The 16,509-nt window shown below is 65.7% G+C and carries 12 protein-coding genes; 9 read left to right on the forward strand and 3 right to left on the reverse strand.

Features of this window, described 5'->3' with window-relative positions; translation table 11 throughout:
- Positions 1-96 precede the first annotated feature (96 nt).
- From F3J19_RS33105 to map, 3 genes are all read right to left on the reverse strand, one after another.
- Positions 97-1,296: a pseudouridine synthase gene (locus F3J19_RS33105; RefSeq protein ID WP_167045246.1), complete on the reverse strand. Its 1,200-nt coding sequence runs from the start codon at positions 1,294-1,296 to the stop codon at positions 97-99.
- 1,212 nt (positions 1,297-2,508) lie between these two features.
- Positions 2,509-5,088, reverse strand: a complete 2,580-nt coding sequence (locus F3J19_RS20690; RefSeq protein WP_167045249.1) for a [protein-PII] uridylyltransferase — start codon at positions 5,086-5,088, stop codon at positions 2,509-2,511.
- 28 nt (positions 5,089-5,116) lie between these two features.
- Positions 5,117-5,926, reverse strand: a complete 810-nt coding sequence (gene map, locus F3J19_RS20695) for a type I methionyl aminopeptidase (RefSeq protein WP_167045252.1) — start codon at positions 5,924-5,926, stop codon at positions 5,117-5,119.
- 439 nt (positions 5,927-6,365) lie between these two features.
- Between map and rpsB the strand changes: the two genes are divergently transcribed.
- From rpsB to bamA, 9 genes are all read left to right on the forward strand, one after another.
- Positions 6,366-7,118, forward strand: coding sequence for a 30S ribosomal protein S2 (gene rpsB, locus F3J19_RS20700; RefSeq protein ID WP_167045255.1), 753 nt, complete (start codon positions 6,366-6,368; stop codon positions 7,116-7,118).
- Positions 7,119-7,335: 217 nt separating this feature from the next.
- Positions 7,336-8,217, forward strand: a complete 882-nt coding sequence (gene tsf / locus F3J19_RS20705; RefSeq protein WP_167045388.1) for a translation elongation factor Ts — start codon at positions 7,336-7,338, stop codon at positions 8,215-8,217.
- A gap of 221 nt (positions 8,218-8,438) precedes the next feature.
- Positions 8,439-9,152 (forward strand): UMP kinase, encoded by a 714-nt coding sequence (gene pyrH / locus F3J19_RS20710; RefSeq protein WP_074764243.1) that lies wholly within the window; start codon positions 8,439-8,441, stop codon positions 9,150-9,152.
- A 98-nt stretch (positions 9,153-9,250) separates the two neighbouring features.
- Positions 9,251-9,811 (forward strand): ribosome recycling factor, encoded by a 561-nt coding sequence (gene frr / locus F3J19_RS20715; RefSeq protein ID WP_013089702.1) that lies wholly within the window; start codon positions 9,251-9,253, stop codon positions 9,809-9,811.
- Between the two features lie 62 nt (positions 9,812-9,873).
- Entirely contained in the window at positions 9,874-10,656 is a 783-nt protein-coding gene (gene uppS, locus F3J19_RS20720) for a polyprenyl diphosphate synthase (protein ID WP_167045258.1), read from the forward strand.
- Positions 10,650-11,471, forward strand: a complete 822-nt coding sequence (locus F3J19_RS20725) for a phosphatidate cytidylyltransferase (RefSeq protein ID WP_167045261.1) — start codon at positions 10,650-10,652, stop codon at positions 11,469-11,471. Before uppS ends, F3J19_RS20725 begins: the two co-directional genes overlap by 7 nt.
- Before the next feature lie 10 nt (positions 11,472-11,481).
- On the forward strand, positions 11,482-12,687 hold the full coding sequence (locus F3J19_RS20730; protein ID WP_167045264.1) for a 1-deoxy-D-xylulose-5-phosphate reductoisomerase: 1,206 nt from the start codon (positions 11,482-11,484) through the stop codon (positions 12,685-12,687).
- Between the two features lie 7 nt (positions 12,688-12,694).
- On the forward strand, positions 12,695-14,089 hold the full coding sequence (gene rseP, locus F3J19_RS20735; protein WP_167045267.1) for an RIP metalloprotease RseP: 1,395 nt from the start codon (positions 12,695-12,697) through the stop codon (positions 14,087-14,089).
- 67 nt (positions 14,090-14,156) lie between these two features.
- Positions 14,157-16,478, forward strand: a complete 2,322-nt coding sequence (bamA, locus tag F3J19_RS20740) for an outer membrane protein assembly factor BamA (RefSeq protein ID WP_167045270.1) — start codon at positions 14,157-14,159, stop codon at positions 16,476-16,478.
- Positions 16,479-16,509: the final 31 nt, after the last annotated feature.

Below are 16,509 nucleotides of genomic sequence, written 5' to 3' on the forward strand. Positions count from 1 at the left end.
CGGGCGGCGGTTGCGGATTGCGAATAAAGCGTCGCCGGAAACGAAAAACCCCACGCGAAAGGCGTGGGGTTTTCGTTTGCGCGGGCACCCGCGGCGTCAGAACGACTCGTCTTCCGACAGATAGCGCCATTGGCCCGGCGGCAGCGCGCCGAGCACCACGCGGCCCATGCGCACACGCTTGAGGCCGATCACTTCGAGGCCGACCAGCTCGCACATGCGGCGAATCTGGCGCTTGCGGCCTTCGCGCAGCACGAAACGCAACTGCTCGCCGTTCTGCCAGTTCACCTGCGCGGGCTTCAGCTGCACGTCGTCGAGCGACAGGCCGTGGCATAGCAGCGCAAGCTTGTCCGCCGGGAAATGGCTCTCCACGTCGACCGTGTGCTCGCCATAGGCGACGCGCACGAGGTACTCCTTGTCGACATCCGAATGGCCGCCGATCAGCTGTTTCGCGATGCGGCCGTCCTGTGTCAGCACGAGCAGGCCTGTCGAGTCGATGTCGAGCCGTCCGGCCGGCGCGAGCTGGCGCAGATGCGAAACCGCGAAGCGGATGTCCGAGCGGTCGCCTTCCCAACGGTTCTCGGGCGTGACGAGCGTGATGGCCGGCTGATAACCGTCTTCGGCCTGACCCGACACGAGACCGACCGGCTTGTGGATCAGCACCGTCACCTGGCTCGATTGCGCGGCTTCGGCAGCCGGATCGATGTCGATGCGCTGATCCGGGAACACCTTGGTGCCGAGCGTATCGACGCGCTCGCCGTCGACCATGACCCAGCCTTTCTCGATCCATTCGTCGGCTTCGCGGCGCGAACACAGGCCGAGCTTGGACATCAGCTTCGACAGGCGCAGCATGCCCGGCGCGTCTTCCTGGTCGCGACGCGGGCGGCGCGGGGCGTCGCCCTCGGCGGTCGTGTCGAGGTCGTGGTCGTGATGTTCGCTGCGCGTGGCCGAGGCTCGCGCGGCTTTTTCGGGCCTGGCGGCGCGTGCGGGGCGGGCGTCGCTGAAGCGGCGTGTCGCCGACGGCACGGCTTTGTCGAAACCGCGCTCGGCGTTGCGGGCAGGGCGTTCGCCATACTCGCGCTTCGTCGGTGCCCGCTCATCGCGCTCATCGCGCGGCGTGCGCGCCGGACGTTCGGCATAGCCTTCTTTTACGGGCTTGGCGAAGCGGCGCTCGCCGCGCTCGAACGTGCCGCGCTCGCCTTCGAAGCGGCGCGGGCCTTCGCCGTCGCGGCGGGCCGGCGAACCGGCACGGTCGCTGCCGAAACGGGGGCGGTCGGACGCATCGCGTTCGCGTCGCATCGGACGATCGTCGCGGGCTCTGCCTTCCGGCGCGCGGCCGGCGTTGTCCGCGCGTGAACCGCCGAATGGGCGGCGTTCGCCGTCATCGCGGCGCGGCGGGCGGTCGCCGAAACTGCGCGGGGCGCGACCCGTGCTGCCTTCGAACCGACGCGGTGCGCGTTCGGCACGATCACCGGCGTCGCGGCGGGGACCGCGCTCGCTACGATCGCTCGCACCTTCGAAGCGGCGAGGAGCCCGTTCGGAGCGCTCACCGCTGCTTTCAAATCGACGCGGCGCACGTTCGGCACGATCGCTGGCGTCGCGGCGGGGGCCACGCTCACCGCGATCGCTCGCACCGTCGAATCGGCGTGGAGCCCGTTCGGTGCGCTCACCGCTGCCTTCGAAGCGACGCGGTGCACGTTCGGCACGATCGCCGGCGTCGCGGCGGGGACCACGCTCGCCACGATCGCTCGCGCCTTCGAATCGGCGCGGAGCCCGTTCAGTGCGTTCACCACTGCCTTCAAATCGACGTGGTGCACGTTCGGCACGATCGCCGGCGTCGCGGCGGGGACCACGCTCACCGCGATCGCTCGCGCCTTCGAATCGGCGCGGAGCCCGTTCAGTGCGTTCACCACTGCCTTCAAATCGACGTGGTGCACGTTCAGCACGATCGCCGACGTCGCGGCGGGGACCACGCTCACCGCGATCGCTCGCGCCTTCGAATCGGCGTGGAGCCCGTTCGGTGCGCTCACCGCTGCCTTCGAAGCGACGCGGTGCACGTTCGGCACGATCGCCGGCGTCGCGGCGGGGACCACGCTCGCCACGATCGCTCGCGCCTTCGAATCGGCGCGGAGCCCGTTCAGTGCGTTCGCCACTGCCTTCAAATCGACGCGGTGCGCGTTCAGCACGCTCGCCCGCACCCTCAAACCGGCGCGGCGCCCGTTCACCCTCGCTACGACGCGGCCCACCGGCCCCTCCCGCATTGCGCTCGCGCGCAAAAGATCCTTCGGCCCGCGGCGCACGCGCGCCGCCCGCTGCGGGCTTGCCGCCAACCGGCCGCTTGCCGCCCGTCGCCGCGGCGCCTTCGCGCGCCGCGCCGAAACCGGCCGCTGCGGGTTTTGGTCCCGCCGGGCGCGTCGGTTTGCGGGCCGACGGGCTGCCGGAACGCACAGGGGCGCGTTCGGACGAAGCCGGCCGCGGATGCTTGGCTGTTAACTTGGTTCGCATGAAATCTCACACTGCGATCGCGCGCAGCAACTCGGTTTCGACCTGAATTTGCAGGCGGTTGTCCGACAGGCCGTGCCCTTCGAGCAGAAACACGTCCTCGACGCGTTCGCCGAGCGTATTGATCCGCGCCGAGGCGACGCCGACCCGGTGCTCGGCCAGCACGCGCGCGATCGAATAAAGAAGGCCCGGCCGGTCGTTCGCCGACACGGACAGGATGTAGTATTGGCCGCGCTCGTCGGCCCGCAGGTCGACGCGCGGCGTGATCGGGAAGGTGCGCGACAGGCGCGAGAGCCGGCCTTTCGACGGCCCCGGCAGCAGCGTGCCGTGGCCCGCGAGCCGCGCGGTCAGTTCCTGCTCGACCAGATTGGCGATGTCGCGGTAGTGCACGTCCTCTTCGGTGTGCGCGACGAGGAAGTTGTCGAGCGCATAGCCGTGACGCGTCGTGCTCACGCGCGCATCGAGCACCGACAGGCCGTTGCGGTCGAAATACGCGCAGATGCCCGCGAACAGATCGGGCTGGTCCTTCACGTAGACGAGCACCTGCAAAGCCTCGCCGATCGGCGACGGCCGCGCGCGCACGAGCGGCGTCGGCGTTTCGACGTGACGGTACAGCACGCGCGTCTGCCATGCGATATCGGCCGCGTCGTGGCGCAGGAAGTAGCCGACGTCGAGCTTGTCCCACAGCGCGCGTTGCGCGCCTTCCGGCACGGTTTCGAGACGCAGCAGCGCAAGCGCTTCTTCCTGCCGCGACTTCAGTTCCGAATGCGCATCGGGCCGCGCGCCGCCGAGCACGGCGAGTGTGGCGCGGTAGAGGTCTTCGAGCAGCTTGCCTTTCCACGTATTCCAGACCTTCGGGCTGGTGCCGCGGATATCGGCCACGGTCAGCAGATAGAGCGCGGTGAGGCGCCGCTCGGTGCCGACCAGTTCGGCAAAGCGCTTGATCACTTCGGGGTCGCTCGTGTCCTGCTTTTGCGCGACCTGGCTCATCGTCAGATGCTGCTGCACGAGCCAGACGACCAGGTTCTCGTCCTCGCCGTCGATCTCGTGCTGACGGCAGAAGCGCCGCGCGTCGACCATGCCGAGCGTCGAGTGATCGCCGCCGCGGCCCTTGGCGATGTCGTGAAACAGCGCCGCCACGTACAGCACCCACGGCCGGTCGAAGTTCGCGATCAACTGGCTGCAGAACGGATATTCGTGCACGTGCTCGGCGACCGCGAAGCGGCGCAGATTGCGCAGCACCATCAGGATGTGCTGATCGACCGTGTAGACGTGATAGAGGTCATGCTGCATCTGCCCGACGATGCGGCGGAAATTCAGCAGATAGCGCCCGAGCACGCTGGTCTGGTTCATGAGCCGCAGCGCGTGCGTGATGCCGGCCGGCTGTTTGAGGATAGCCATGAAGAGCCGGCGGTTCTCCGGATCGCGCCGCCAGTGCTGGTCCATCACGTCGCGCGCGTTGTAGATCGCGCGCAGCGTGCGCGCCGACAGGCCCTTCACGCCGGGCGTCTGCTCGTACAGCAGGAACGCTTCGAGGATCGAGTTCGGCTCGCGCTGGAACACGTCGTCGGCGGCGATTTCGAGCATGCCCTGTTTTTCGACGAAGCGCGCCGACAGCACGCGCGTGATGCCGCTCGTGCTCGGGAACAACTGCGCCTCGACGTTCTGGATCAGGATCGTTGCGAGTTGCGTGACGGCCTTCGCGGCCCAGTAGTAGCGGCGCATCAGCTGTTCGCTCGCGCGCTTGGTCGCGGTCGGCTTGTAGCCGAAGCTTTCGGCGACGGGCGTCTGCAGGTCGAACACGAGAATGTCCTGGCGGCGCCCGGCGGTCACGTGCAGCCGGGCGCGCAGCGCCTTCAGGAAGCCCTCGTTGCGGCGCAGCTCGCGCGCCTCGCGCTCGGTGATAAGCCCGCGCGCTTCGAGTTCGCGCCAGCTGCTGCCGAAGCCGGCCGCCCGCGTGATCCACAGGATCAGCTGCAGGTCGCGCAGCCCGCCCGGGCTCTCCTTGATGTTCGGTTCGAGCGCGTAGGGCGTGTCCTGAAATTTCGCGTGGCGCTGGCGCATTTCGAGCACCTTCGCCGTGAAGAACGCCTTCGGGTCGAGCGCCTCGCGGTAGCGCGCCGCGAAGTCGTCGAACAGCGCGGCGCTGCCGGTGATGCGCCGCGCTTCGAGCAGCGAGGTGCGCACGGTGACGTCGTTGGCCGCTTCCTCGAGGCATTGCGACACGCTGCGCACGCTGCTGCCGAGTTCGAGCCCGAGATCCCACGCGAGGCTGATGAAGCGCTCGATGCGTGCTTCGGCATGCTCGAGCGGCGCGTCGGGCAGCAAGACCAGAATGTCGATGTCGGAATGCGGCGCCAGCTCGCCGCGTCCATAGCCGCCGACCGCGACGAGCGCGAACTCGCCGGGCAGCTCGCAGGTCTCCCAGGCGGCGCGCAGCGAGCCGTCGGTGGCGCGCGCGAGGGCGGCCATCAGCGCGTCGACGTTGGTGGCCGTCCGGAAGCGCTCCAGCAACTGGGCTTTGGCCACTTTGTAGTCCGCCTTGAGCGACGTGGCATGGGATGGGGTGACGGCTGGAACGCTGCTCATTGGCGGGCGGCGGTGAGGGCGGGCCCGCTCAGGCGGTCGCGGCGACGACGGGCGGCCGCGCGGGCGTGCCGGCCGACACGGTCAGCACGTCGTAGCCGGTTTCCGTGACGAGCACCGTGTGTTCCCACTGCGCCGACAGGCTGCGGTCGCGAGTCTTGACGGTCCAATGATCCGGCATCGTGCGGATGTCGCGGCGGCCCGCGTTGATCATCGGCTCGATCGTGAAGATCATGCCGGCCTGCAGTTCGATGCCGGTGCCGGGGCGGCCGTAGTGCAGGATCTGCGGGTCTTCGTGGAACACGGTGCCGATGCCGTGGCCGCAATATTCGCGCACCACGCTGTAGCCGAGGCCTTCGGCGTGCTTCTGGATCGCATAGCCGATGTCGCCGAGATGCGCGCCGGGGCGCACCTGGTCGATGCCGAGCCACATGCATTCGAAGGTGGCCTGCACGAGGCGCTTCGCCATGATCGAGCCTTCGCCGACGATGAACATGCGGCTCGTGTCGCCGAAATAGCCTTCCTTGATGACGGTGATGTCGATGTTGAGCGCGTCGCCGTTCTTGAGCGCCTTGTCGCCCGGAATGCCGTGGCAGATCACGTCGTTGACGGAAATGCAGGTGGCTTTCGGATAGGGCGGGTAGCCGGGCGGCTGGTAATTGAGCGGCGCGGGAACGGTGCCCTGTTCCTTCAGCATGTATTCGTGACAGAGGCGGTCGAGTTCGCCCGTCGTGACGCCGGCCTTGACGAACGGCGTGATGTAGTCGAGCACTTCGCTGGCGAGCCGGCAAGCGACGCGCATCTGTGCGATATCGTGGTCGTTTTTGAGGGTAATAGCCATGAGTCGGGCCTGAAATGCGATTTATTGCGGGATTATCGCACCATATTCCGGCTGCCGCAGGCTTTTGCAAGCGGGCGGGGCGTTTTGCGGGCGCCCCGTGCGATCTTCCGCCGATGGGCGGCGAGGCCGGCGGCGGCCATCGGCGCGGGTTGAGTCGGTCGATAGTCGCGTGCTATAATCTTCGGCTAAGTCGATCCACGCCCAGTTTTTATTGCATTGACGCGAGTCATGTGAATGATGCAAATAAGGGTGGGGCGGGAAAGGCTTCTCGCGGCGCTGGTTGCTTGTGCCGCGGGTGAGAAAGTAGTTAGTGCAAAAGCAGTGCAGGCAACTCATTCGCAAGCCGGCGCATCCAGGGTGTCGCCGCGTTCCAGCCGGAAGAAGGCGGGCGCGGCCGATGCGGCAGCCGGCTTAAGACCCAACCCTCGTGGAGAATTTCATGGCAGTTACGATGCGTCAAATGCTGGAAGCCGGTGTCCATTTCGGCCACCAAACGCGCTTCTGGAACCCGAAGATGGCCCCTTTCATTTTCGGTCATCGCAACAAGATTCACATCATCAACCTCGAAAAGACGCTGCCGATGTACAACGACGCGCTGAAGTACGCGCGTCAGCTGGCATCGAACCGCGGCACGATCCTGTTCGTCGGCACGAAGCGTCAATCGCGCGACACGATCGCCCAGGAAGCGCAGCGCGCCGGTATGCCGTTCGTCAACGCGCGCTGGCTCGGCGGCATGCTGACCAACTTCAAGACGCTGAAGGTTTCGATCAAGCGCCTGAAGGACATGGAAGCGGCGCTGGAAGCCGGTGAAACCGAGCGCATGAGCAAGAAGGAAGCGCTGCTATTCGAACGCGAAATGGCCAAGCTGCAAAAGTCGATCGGCGGCGTGAAGGACATGGGCGGCATTCCGGACGCGATCTTCGTCGTCGACGTCGGCTACCACAAGATTGCCGTGACCGAAGCGAACAAGCTCGGCATTCCGGTTATCGCCGTGGTCGATACGAACCACTCGCCGGAAGGCGTGGACTACGTGATCCCGGGTAACGACGACGCCAGCAAGGCCGTCGCACTGTACGCGGCTGGCGTGGCCGACGCGATCCTCGAAGGCCGTGCGAACGCGGTCAACGAAGTGGTCCAGGCTGCCCGCGGCGGTGACGGCGACGAGTTCGTCGAGGTCAACGGAGAAGCGTAAAGCTGCCCCGTGTCCGGCAAAAAAGGGGGCTTCTTACAGGCCCCCTTTTTTTAAGCCGCGACGCCTGTAACAAGCGTTGTAACAGGCATCTGGCAGAGTGCTTCAGGCGGCGCCTCGCGCGTCGCTCGCAAAAATTCGCGAAAACGCTGAAACGAATTCCTGCCGCCGGCATCGAAATGCGGGCGGCGTGTGACAGACAGAACCCAAGGAGCAAATGATGGCGGCAATTACCGCAAGCATGGTTGCAGAACTGCGCGCAAAGACCGACGCGCCGATGATGGAATGCAAGAAGGCACTGACGGAAGCCGACGGCGATCTGGCGCGCGCTGAAGAACTGCTGCGCGTGAAGCTCGGCAACAAGGCGAGCAAGGCGGCATCGCGCGTGACGGCTGAAGGCGTCGTCGCCTCGTTCATCAACGGCAACGCTGGTTCGCTCGTCGAACTGAACTGCGAAACCGACTTCGTTTCGAAGAACGACGACTTCCTCGCTTTCTCGAAGAAGGTTGCGGAACTGGTCGCAACGCAGAACCCGGCTGACGTCGCCGCGCTGTCGGCACTGCCGCTCGACGGCTCGACCGTCGACGCGGTGCGCCTCGCGCTGGTCGGCAAGATCGGCGAAAACCTGTCGATCCGCCGCTTCGAGCGCTTCGATACCGCCAACAAGCTGGCCGCGTATCTGCACGGCACGCGCATCGGCGTGCTGGTCGAGTACACCGGCGCGGACGAGCAGGTCGGCAAGGATGTCGCTATGCACATCGCCGCCATGAAGCCGGTTTCGCTGTCGTCGAACGACGTGCCGGCGGACCTGATCGCCAAGGAACGCAGCATCGCTGAGCAGAAGGCCGCCGAATCGGGCAAGCCGGCTGAAATCGTCGCGAAGATGGTCGACGGTAGCGTGCAGAAGTACCTGAAGGAAGTGTCGCTGCTGAATCAGACGTTCGTGAAGAACGACAAGCAGACGATCGAACAGATGCTGAAGGCGGCGAATTCGAGCGTGCAGAAGTTCGCGCTGTTCGTGGTCGGCGAAGGCATCGAGAAAAAGCAGGACGACTTCGCCGCGGAAGTGGCCGCCCAGGTCGCTGCTGCAAAGCAACAATAAGCCTTACCTAAGCTTCATAGCCGTACCGTTGGACCCGCGGCGAAGCAGGACTTCGCCGCGCTCGGCGGCGCCGCAAGGCCGTGCACGGGTTGACCCCCGCCGCGCGGCCGCCGCCGGCGAACCCCAGGGTTCGTCAATTTGGCGGCGCTTGCCCGAATCAGCGTTTCACCCCTACATTAGTCCCTTGTTGTTGCCCTGTTCTGCGCGATCTGGATACCTCTATGCCCACTGCCTATAAACGCGTCCTGCTCAAACTCTCCGGTGAAGCTCTGATGGGCGACGATGCCTTCGGCATCAATCGCGCGACCATCGAACGAATGGTGGCGGACGTGGCCGAAGTGGTTCGTCTCGGAACGCAGCTGGCCGTGGTGATCGGCGGCGGCAATATTTTCCGTGGCGTCGCCGGCGGCGCGGCGGGCATGGACCGCGCGACGGCCGACTACATGGGCATGCTGGCCACGATGATGAACGCGCTGGCGCTGCAGGACGCGATGCGCCACGCCGGTATCGAGGCGCGCGTGCAGTCGGCGTTGCGCATGGATCAGGTCGTCGAGCCGTACATCCGGCCCCGCGCGATCCGCCAGCTCGAGGAAGGCAGGGTCGTGATCTTCGCGGCCGGCACCGGCAACCCGTTCTTCACGACCGACACGGCGGCCGCGCTGCGCGGCTCGGAAATCGGCGCGGAAGTGGTGCTGAAGGCCACCAAGGTGGACGGTGTCTATTCGGCCGATCCGAAGAAGGATCCGAGCGCGACCCGTTACACCACGATCAGCTTCGACGAAGCGATCGGCCGCAATCTGCAGGTGATGGACGCGACGGCATTCGCGCTGTGCCGCGACCAGAAGCTGCCGATCCGCGTGTTTTCGATCGTCAAGCCGGGTGCGCTCAAGCGCATCGTACAAGGTGAGGACGAGGGCACCCTCGTCCACGTGTAAACTTCGTTTTACGTTACGTGGGCTTTGACGCGAGCCCGGGCCGCCGCATCGCGCGTGCCGGGCGGCTCGCACCGTTTTGAAGGTTCGGAGGTTTAAAAATGTCTGTGGCTGATATCAGGAAGGGCGCGGAGCAGAAGATGCAGCGCTCGATCGACGCGTTCAAGAACGACCTGTCGAAGATCCGCACGGGCCGTGCGCACACGGGCCTGCTCGATCATATCCAGTGCGACTACTATGGCTCGCCGGTGCCGATTTCGCAGGTTGCGAACCTCACGCTGATCGACGCGCGTACGATTGGCGTGCAGCCGTGGGAAAAGAAGATGGTCCAGGTCGTCGAAAAGGCGATCCGCGAGTCGGACCTGGGTCTGAACCCGGCCACTCACGGCGACGTGATCCGCGTGCCGATGCCTGCGCTGACCGAAGAGCGCCGCCGCGAACTGACCAAGGTCGTGCGCAGCGAAGCGGAAACCGCCAAGGTGGCCGTGCGCAATCTGCGCCGTGACGCCAACGAGCAACTGAAGAAGCTCGTCAAGGACAAGGAAATTTCCGAAGACGACGAGCGCCGCGCGGGTGACGACGTCCAGAAGCTGACGGACAAGTTCGTCGCCGAAATCGACAAGCTCGTCACGACGAAAGAAGCCGAGATCATGACGGTCTGACGCCGTTCGGCTCAGTCCCTTCTGGTTTCCACTTCTTTACTGGCATTACTGTCCCGACGGCCATGACCTATACCAGCTCAACCGTGCGCGTGCCTGAAGTCGCCGCGGTGCCGCGACATATCGCGATCATCATGGATGGCAACGGCCGTTGGGCCACCAAGCGGCGTCTGCCGCGCGTGGCGGGCCATACGCGCGGCGTCGACGCGGTGCGCTCGGCCGTCGAGGCGTGCGCGCAGCGGGGCGTCGAATATCTGACGCTGTTCGCCTTCAGTTCGGAGAACTGGCGCCGCCCGAACGAAGAGGTGTCGTTCCTGATGCGCCTCTTCGTCACCGCGCTCGAGCGCGAGATCGGCAAGCTGCACGCGAATGGCATCCGCCTGCGCGTGGTCGGCGATCTCGAGCGTTTCGACGTGAGAATTCGCGACCTGATCAGGCGCGCGGAAACCAAGACCGCGCGCAACACCCGTCTCACGCTGACCATCGCCGCGAACTACGGCGGCCGCTGGGACATCATGCAGGCCACCCGCAAGCTCGCCGAGCAGTCGGCGGCGGCGGGCAAGCCGGTCGAGGTGAACGAAGACTCGTTCGCCGAGCATCTGTCGATGGCCTACGCGCCCGAGCCCGATCTCTTCATCCGTACCGGCGGCGAGCGCCGCGTCAGCAATTTCCTGCTGTGGCAGCTGGCCTACACCGAGTTCTATTTCACCGACACGTTCTGGCCGGATTTCGACGCCGACGCGCTCGCTCATGCCATCGCCTCGTACGGCGATCGCGAGCGCCGCTTCGGCCGTACCAGCGCCCAGCTCGAGCCGCAATCGCAGAACGTCGATTCGCTTCCATGCTAAAGACCCGTGTCATCACGGCGATCGTCCTGCTGGCCGTGTTCCTGCCTGTCACGCTGTTCGCGCCGGTCGGCGCGTTCGGCGCGCTGATCGCTTTCGTCGTCGTGTTCGCCGCGTGGGAGTGGGCGCGCCTGCTCAAGGTCGGCGGCGCCGGCCCGGTGGTCTACGCGCTGCTGGCGGCGCTCGCGCTGGTCGCGAGCACGCGGCTCGGCACGGGCATCGCGGAGGCCCGTTCGCTTTTCAAGGCCGCCGCGATCTTCTGGGTGATCGCCGGTCCGTTCGTGCTGCTGCGCAAGCCCGCGCTCGCGCAGGGCGCATGGCGCACCTTTCTGTTTCTTGCCGGCATTGTCGGATTCGTCGCGTGCTGGCATGCTCTCGTCGCCGCGCGCATGCAAGGCGTGCCGTTCGTGCTGTCGCTGCTGCTGCTGGTATGGCTCGCCGATATCGGCGCATACTTCTCGGGAAAGGCTTTCGGGAAACACAAGCTGGCGCCGGCCATCAGTCCGGGTAAAACCTGGGAGGGCGCGATCGGCGGCTGGCTGCTGGTCATGATCGTCGCGGCGGCGGCGGTCTTTTTGCACGCGTTCGAGCCAACCCTGTATTCTGCGCTGCTGGCGCAATGGGGCGCCGTGCGCACCGTGCTCGCACTGACCTTGCTGGTGGCCTTCAGCGTGGTCGGCGACCTGTTCGAATCGATGCTGAAGCGCCAGGCCGGCGTGAAGGACTCGAGCGGTTTGCTGCCGGGCCACGGCGGCGTGCTCGACCGCATCGACGCATTATTGCCGGTGCTGCCGCTTGCCATGCTGCTGCTCGGCTAGAGAAAGAGATATGCAAAAACGTCTGACATTGCTCGGTTCCACGGGCTCGATTGGAGACAGTACGCTCGACGTCGTCGCGCGCCATCCCGAGCGTTTTTCGATTTACGCGCTGTCCGCGCATCGCAACGGCGACAAGCTCGTCGAGCAATGCTTGCGCTTTGCGCCCGAAGTGGCGGTGGTCGGCGATGCCGACACGGCCGCCAAGGTCGCCGCACGGCTGCGCGAAGCGGGCAGCAGGACCGAGGTCGCCTACGGGCCGCAAGCGCTCGTCGACGTCGCAAAGAGCGACGGTTGCGATACGGTGGTGGCGGCGATCGTCGGCGCGGCCGGTCTCGCGCCGAGCCTTGCCGCGGCGCGCGCGGGCAAGCGCATCCTGCTGGCGAACAAGGAAGCGCTGGTGATGTCCGGCGCGATCTTCATGGACGCGGTGCGCGACCACGGCGCGGTGCTGCTGCCGGTCGACAGCGAACACAACGCGATTTTCCAATGCCTGCCGCACGAGGCATCGCAGCATGGCGGCGTCTCGAAGATCATCCTGACCGCGTCGGGCGGGCCGTTCCGCACGCGCGAGCGGGCCACGCTCGTCGACGTGACGCCTGACGAAGCCTGCAAGCACCCGAACTGGGTAATGGGCCGCAAGATTTCGGTCGATTCGGCCACGATGATGAACAAGGGTCTCGAAGTGATCGAGGCGCATTGGCTGTTCAACCTGCCGGGCGAGCGCATCGAGGTGCTGATCCATCCGCAGAGCGTGATCCATTCGCTCGTGTCGTACGTGGACGGCTCGGTGCTCGCGCAACTCGGCAACCCCGACATGCGCACGCCGATCGCGCATGCGCTCGCGTTCCCCGAGCGCGTCGATTCGGGCGTCGCGCAGCTCGATCTCGCCCAGATCGCCTCGCTGTCGTTCGAAAAACCCGACTACGCGCGCTTCCCGTGCCTCGCGCTCGCGATGAAGGCGCTCGCGGAGGGCGGCATCGCCAGCGCCGCGCTCAATGCCGCGAACGAGATCGCGGTGGAAGCGTTCCTCGCGCGCCGCATCGGCTTCATGGCGATCGCCGAGGTGGTCGACTCGGTGCTCTCCGCGTTGCCGAACCGCAGCGCGCACGCGCTCGACGACGTCATCGAGGCGGACGCCGCCGCGCGCCGCGCCGCGGCCGCATTCATCGCGCGCCTGCCCGACGGCGCCCGTCGCACGGAACGCGCCGTCCAGTGAGGCGTTCATGAACCTGCTGATCGAACTGCTCGCTTTCGCGGTTGCGATTGGCGTACTCGTGGTGGTCCACGAGTACGGGCATTACAGCGTCGCGCGTTTGTGCGGCGTGAAGGTGCTGCGTTTTTCGATCGGCTTCGGCAAGCCGCTGGTCCAGTGGGTGAGCCCGAAGACGGGCACCGAGTGGACGATTGCCGCGTTGCCGCTCGGCGGTTACGTGAAGATGCTCGACGAGCGCGAGACGGGCGCTGCGGCGATTCCCGCCGCGGATTTACCGCATGCGTTCAACCGGCAGTCGGTGTGGCGGCGCTTTGCGATCGTCGCGGCGGGGCCGGTCGCCAATTTCCTGCTCGCCATCGTCCTGTTTGCGCTGGTGTTCGCCACCGGCGTGACGGAACCGTCGGCCGTGCTCGCGACGCCCGCGCCGAATACGCCGGCCGCACTGGCCGGCTTCGAGGGCGGCGAGACGATCGTCGGCGTGCGCGCGGACGGCGCCGATCAGACCGAGCCGGTGCGCTCCTGGTCGGATCTGCGCTGGAAGCTGCTCGGCGCCGCGTTCGATCACAAGCACATCGTGCTCGTCGCGAAGGACGCGCACGGCACGTCCGATTTCCCGATGGACCTGCGCGGCCTCGCCGAGAAGGACGTCGACGACGATTTCATGTCGCACCTCGGCTTCGAGCCCGGCGGCGGCAAGCTTACGGTGGCCGGTATCCAGGCGGGCAGCGCGGCGCAGAAGGCCGGGCTCGTCACGGGCGACCGGCTGCGCGCGATCGACGGCACGCCGGCCGATAATGCCGCGGCCTTCATTGCTTATGTAAAATCGCACGCCGGCGAACCGCTCAGGCTGCAGGTGGAGCGCGGCGGCCGCGGCGGTCATGCGGCGGGCACCCTCGACGAGCTCAGTATCGTGCCGCAGTTGCAGCGCGACGCGGCGACTGGCCAGCAGATCGGCCGCATCGGCGCCGAACTGGCGACCCAGGTGCCGTCGATCGAGGTGCGCTACGGGCCGCTCGAAAGCCTGCGGCTCGGCGCGCGCCGCACGTGGGACCTCGCGGTGTACTCGGTGCGCATGTTCGGGCGGATGATCGTCGGCGAGGCGTCGCTGAAGAACCTGTCGGGTCCCGTGACGATCGCCGACTACGCGGGAAAGAGCGCGCGCCTGGGGCCTTCGGCGTTCCTGTCGTTCCTCGCCCTTGTCAGCATCAGTCTCGGTGTGCTGAACCTGCTACCGATTCCGGTATTGGACGGGGGGCATCTGTTATATTATTTGGTTGAAGCTGTAACCGGTAAAGTTGTCTCTGATCGTTGGCAACTCGTTTTTCAGAGGGCGGGTCTCGCCTGCATCGTCGCGCTGTCGGCGATTGCGCTGTTCAACGATCTGGCTCGTTTAATCCATTTTTAAAGTGTCCGGCGGCGTTCTCGAGGGCGGCCGCCCGGCCTGATGCAGCTATACACACTGGGGAAGCACGTTGTTTAAACCTCATCGCTTTGGTCCGAAGACGGTTATAGCCGCGGCGTTCGCCGCGCATGGGCTGGTTGCTCACGCAACGACGCCCTTCGTGGTGCAAGACATTCGCATTGAGGGATTGCAACGCGTCGAACCCGGTACGGTGTTCGCGTATCTGCCCATCAAGCAAGGCGATACCTTTAGCGACGACAAGGCGTCCGAAGCAATTCGCGCGCTCTATGCGACCGGCTTCTTCAACGACGTCAAGATCGCGACCGAGGGCAACGTCGTCATCGTGCAGGTGCAGGAGCGTCCCGCGATCGGCACGATCGACTTCGCCGGCATTCACGAGTTCGAGAAGGACAACCTGACCAAGGCGCTGCGCGCGGTCGGGCTGTCGCAAGGCCGCTACTTCGACAAGGCGCTCGTCGACAAGGCCGAGCAGGAGCTGAAGCGTCAGTATCTGACGCGCGGCTACTACGCGGCCGAAGTCACCACCACGATCACGCCGATCGACCGCAATCGCGTCGCGGTGCTGTTCTCGGTGGCCGAAGGTCCGAGCGCGAAGATCCGCCAGATCAACTTCATCGGCAACAAGGCGTTCAGCACCGGCACGCTGCGCGACGAAATGCAGCTGTCCACGCCGAACTGGTTCTCGTGGTACACCAAGAACGACCTGTACGCGAAAGACAAGCTCACCGGCGACCTCGAGAACATCCGTTCGTACTACCTGAATCGCGGCTACCTCGAGTTCAGCATCGAATCGACCCAGGTGTCGATCACGCCGGACAAGAAGGACATGTACCTGACGGTCACGCTGCACGAAGGCCAGCCGTACACGATTTCGAACATCCGCCTCGCCGGCAATCTGCTCGACCGCGAAGCGGAACTCAAGAAGCTGATCAAGATCAAGCCGGGCGACCGCTTCTCGGCCGAAAAGCTGCAGGCCACCACGAAGGCGATCGTCGACAAGCTCGGCGAATACGGCTATGCGTTCGCCACCGTCAATGCGCAGCCGCAGATCGACCAGAACAACCACACGGTCGACCTCACGCTGCAGGTGGACCCGAGCCGCCGCGTCTATGTGCGCCGCATCAACGTGGTCGGCAACACGCGTACGCGCGACGAAGTGGTGCGCCGCGAAATGCGCCAGCTCGAAAGCTCGTGGTTCGATTCGAACCGCCTCGCGCTGTCGAAGGACCGTATCAACCGTCTCGGCTACTTCACCGACGTCGACGTGACTACGGTGCCAGTGGAAGGCACGCCCGACCAGGTGGACATCGACGTCAAGGTTGCCGAAAAGCCGACCGGCGCGATCACGCTCGGCGCGGGTTTCTCGTCGACGGACAAGGTGGTGCTGTCGGCCGGTGTCTCGCAGGACAACGTGTTCGGTTCGGGCACGAGCCTGTCGGTGAACGTCAATACCGCGAAGACGTACCGCACGCTGACGGTCACGCAGGTCGATCCGTACTTCACGGTCGATGGCATCAAGCGCATTACCGACGTCTACTACCGCACGTATCAGCCGCTGTACTACTCGACCGATTCGAGCTTCAAGATCGTTACGGCCGGTGCCGACCTGAAGTTCGGTATTCCGTTCTCGGAAGTCGACACGGTGTATTTCGGCGCGGGCTTCGAGCAGAACCAGCTCGACATCGACTCGAACACGCCGCAAAGCTATATCGACTACGTGAACGAGTTCGGCCGCGTGTCGAACAACGTCCCGCTGACGGTCGGCTGGTCGCGTGATGCGCGCGACAGCGCGCTGGTGCCGAGCCGCGGCTACTTCACGCAGGCGAACGCCGAATACGGCACGCCGATCGGCGGCACGCAGTACTACAAGGCCGACATCAACGCGCAGTACTATTACTCGTTCGCGCGCGGCTTCGTGCTGGGCTTCAACTTCCAGGGCGGCTACGGTAACGGCCTCGGCGGCAAGCCTTACCCGATTTTCAAGAACTACTACGCGGGCGGTATCGGTTCGGTGCGGGGCTACGAGCCGAGCTCGCTCGGTCCGCGCGACGGCAAGACCAACGATCCGATCGGCGGCTCGAAGATGCTCGTCGGCAACGTCGAACTGACGTTCCCGCTGCCGGGCACCGGCTACGACCGCACGCTGCGTGTGTTCACATTCCTTGACGGCGGTAACGTCTGGGGCCAGGCAAGCTGTACGTCGAGCGGCTGCGCGAGCACCGGCGCGAACGGCCTGCGCTACGGCTACGGCGTGGGTCTCGCGTGGATTTCGCCGATCGGCCCGCTCAAGCTGAGCCTCGGCTTCCCGCTTATCAAGCATGAAGGCGACCAGTATCAGAAGTTCCAGTTCCAGATCGGGACGGCGTTCTGATCGCGCGGCGGGCGGTTCCGGCCGCGATCGG

The organism is Burkholderia sp. Ax-1724, from assembly GCF_011752995.1.
Classification (GTDB): Bacteria; Pseudomonadota; Gammaproteobacteria; order Burkholderiales; family Burkholderiaceae; genus Paraburkholderia.

What these genes read in the sequence shown, in the direction of transcription:
- F3J19_RS33105 (WP_167045246.1), bottom strand. Translation starts at nt 1,296, where the DNA reads ATGCGACGCGAACGCGATGCGTCCGACCGCCCCCGTTTCGGCAGCGAC.
- F3J19_RS20690 (WP_167045249.1), bottom strand. Translation starts at nt 5,088, where the DNA reads ATGAGCAGCGTTCCAGCCGTCACCCCATCCCATGCCACGTCGCTCAAG.
- map (WP_167045252.1), bottom strand. Translation starts at nt 5,926, where the DNA reads ATGGCTATTACCCTCAAAAACGACCACGATATCGCACAGATGCGCGTC.
- rpsB (WP_167045255.1), top strand. Translation starts at nt 6,366, where the DNA reads ATGGCAGTTACGATGCGTCAAATGCTGGAAGCCGGTGTCCATTTCGGC.
- tsf (WP_167045388.1), top strand. Translation starts at nt 7,336, where the DNA reads ATGGCGGCAATTACCGCAAGCATGGTTGCAGAACTGCGCGCAAAGACC.
- pyrH (WP_074764243.1), top strand. Translation starts at nt 8,439, where the DNA reads ATGCCCACTGCCTATAAACGCGTCCTGCTCAAACTCTCCGGTGAAGCT.
- frr (WP_013089702.1), top strand. Translation starts at nt 9,251, where the DNA reads ATGTCTGTGGCTGATATCAGGAAGGGCGCGGAGCAGAAGATGCAGCGC.
- uppS (WP_167045258.1), top strand. Translation starts at nt 9,874, where the DNA reads ATGACCTATACCAGCTCAACCGTGCGCGTGCCTGAAGTCGCCGCGGTG.
- F3J19_RS20725 (WP_167045261.1), top strand. Translation starts at nt 10,650, where the DNA reads ATGCTAAAGACCCGTGTCATCACGGCGATCGTCCTGCTGGCCGTGTTC.
- F3J19_RS20730 (WP_167045264.1), top strand. Translation starts at nt 11,482, where the DNA reads ATGCAAAAACGTCTGACATTGCTCGGTTCCACGGGCTCGATTGGAGAC.
- rseP (WP_167045267.1), top strand. Translation starts at nt 12,695, where the DNA reads ATGAACCTGCTGATCGAACTGCTCGCTTTCGCGGTTGCGATTGGCGTA.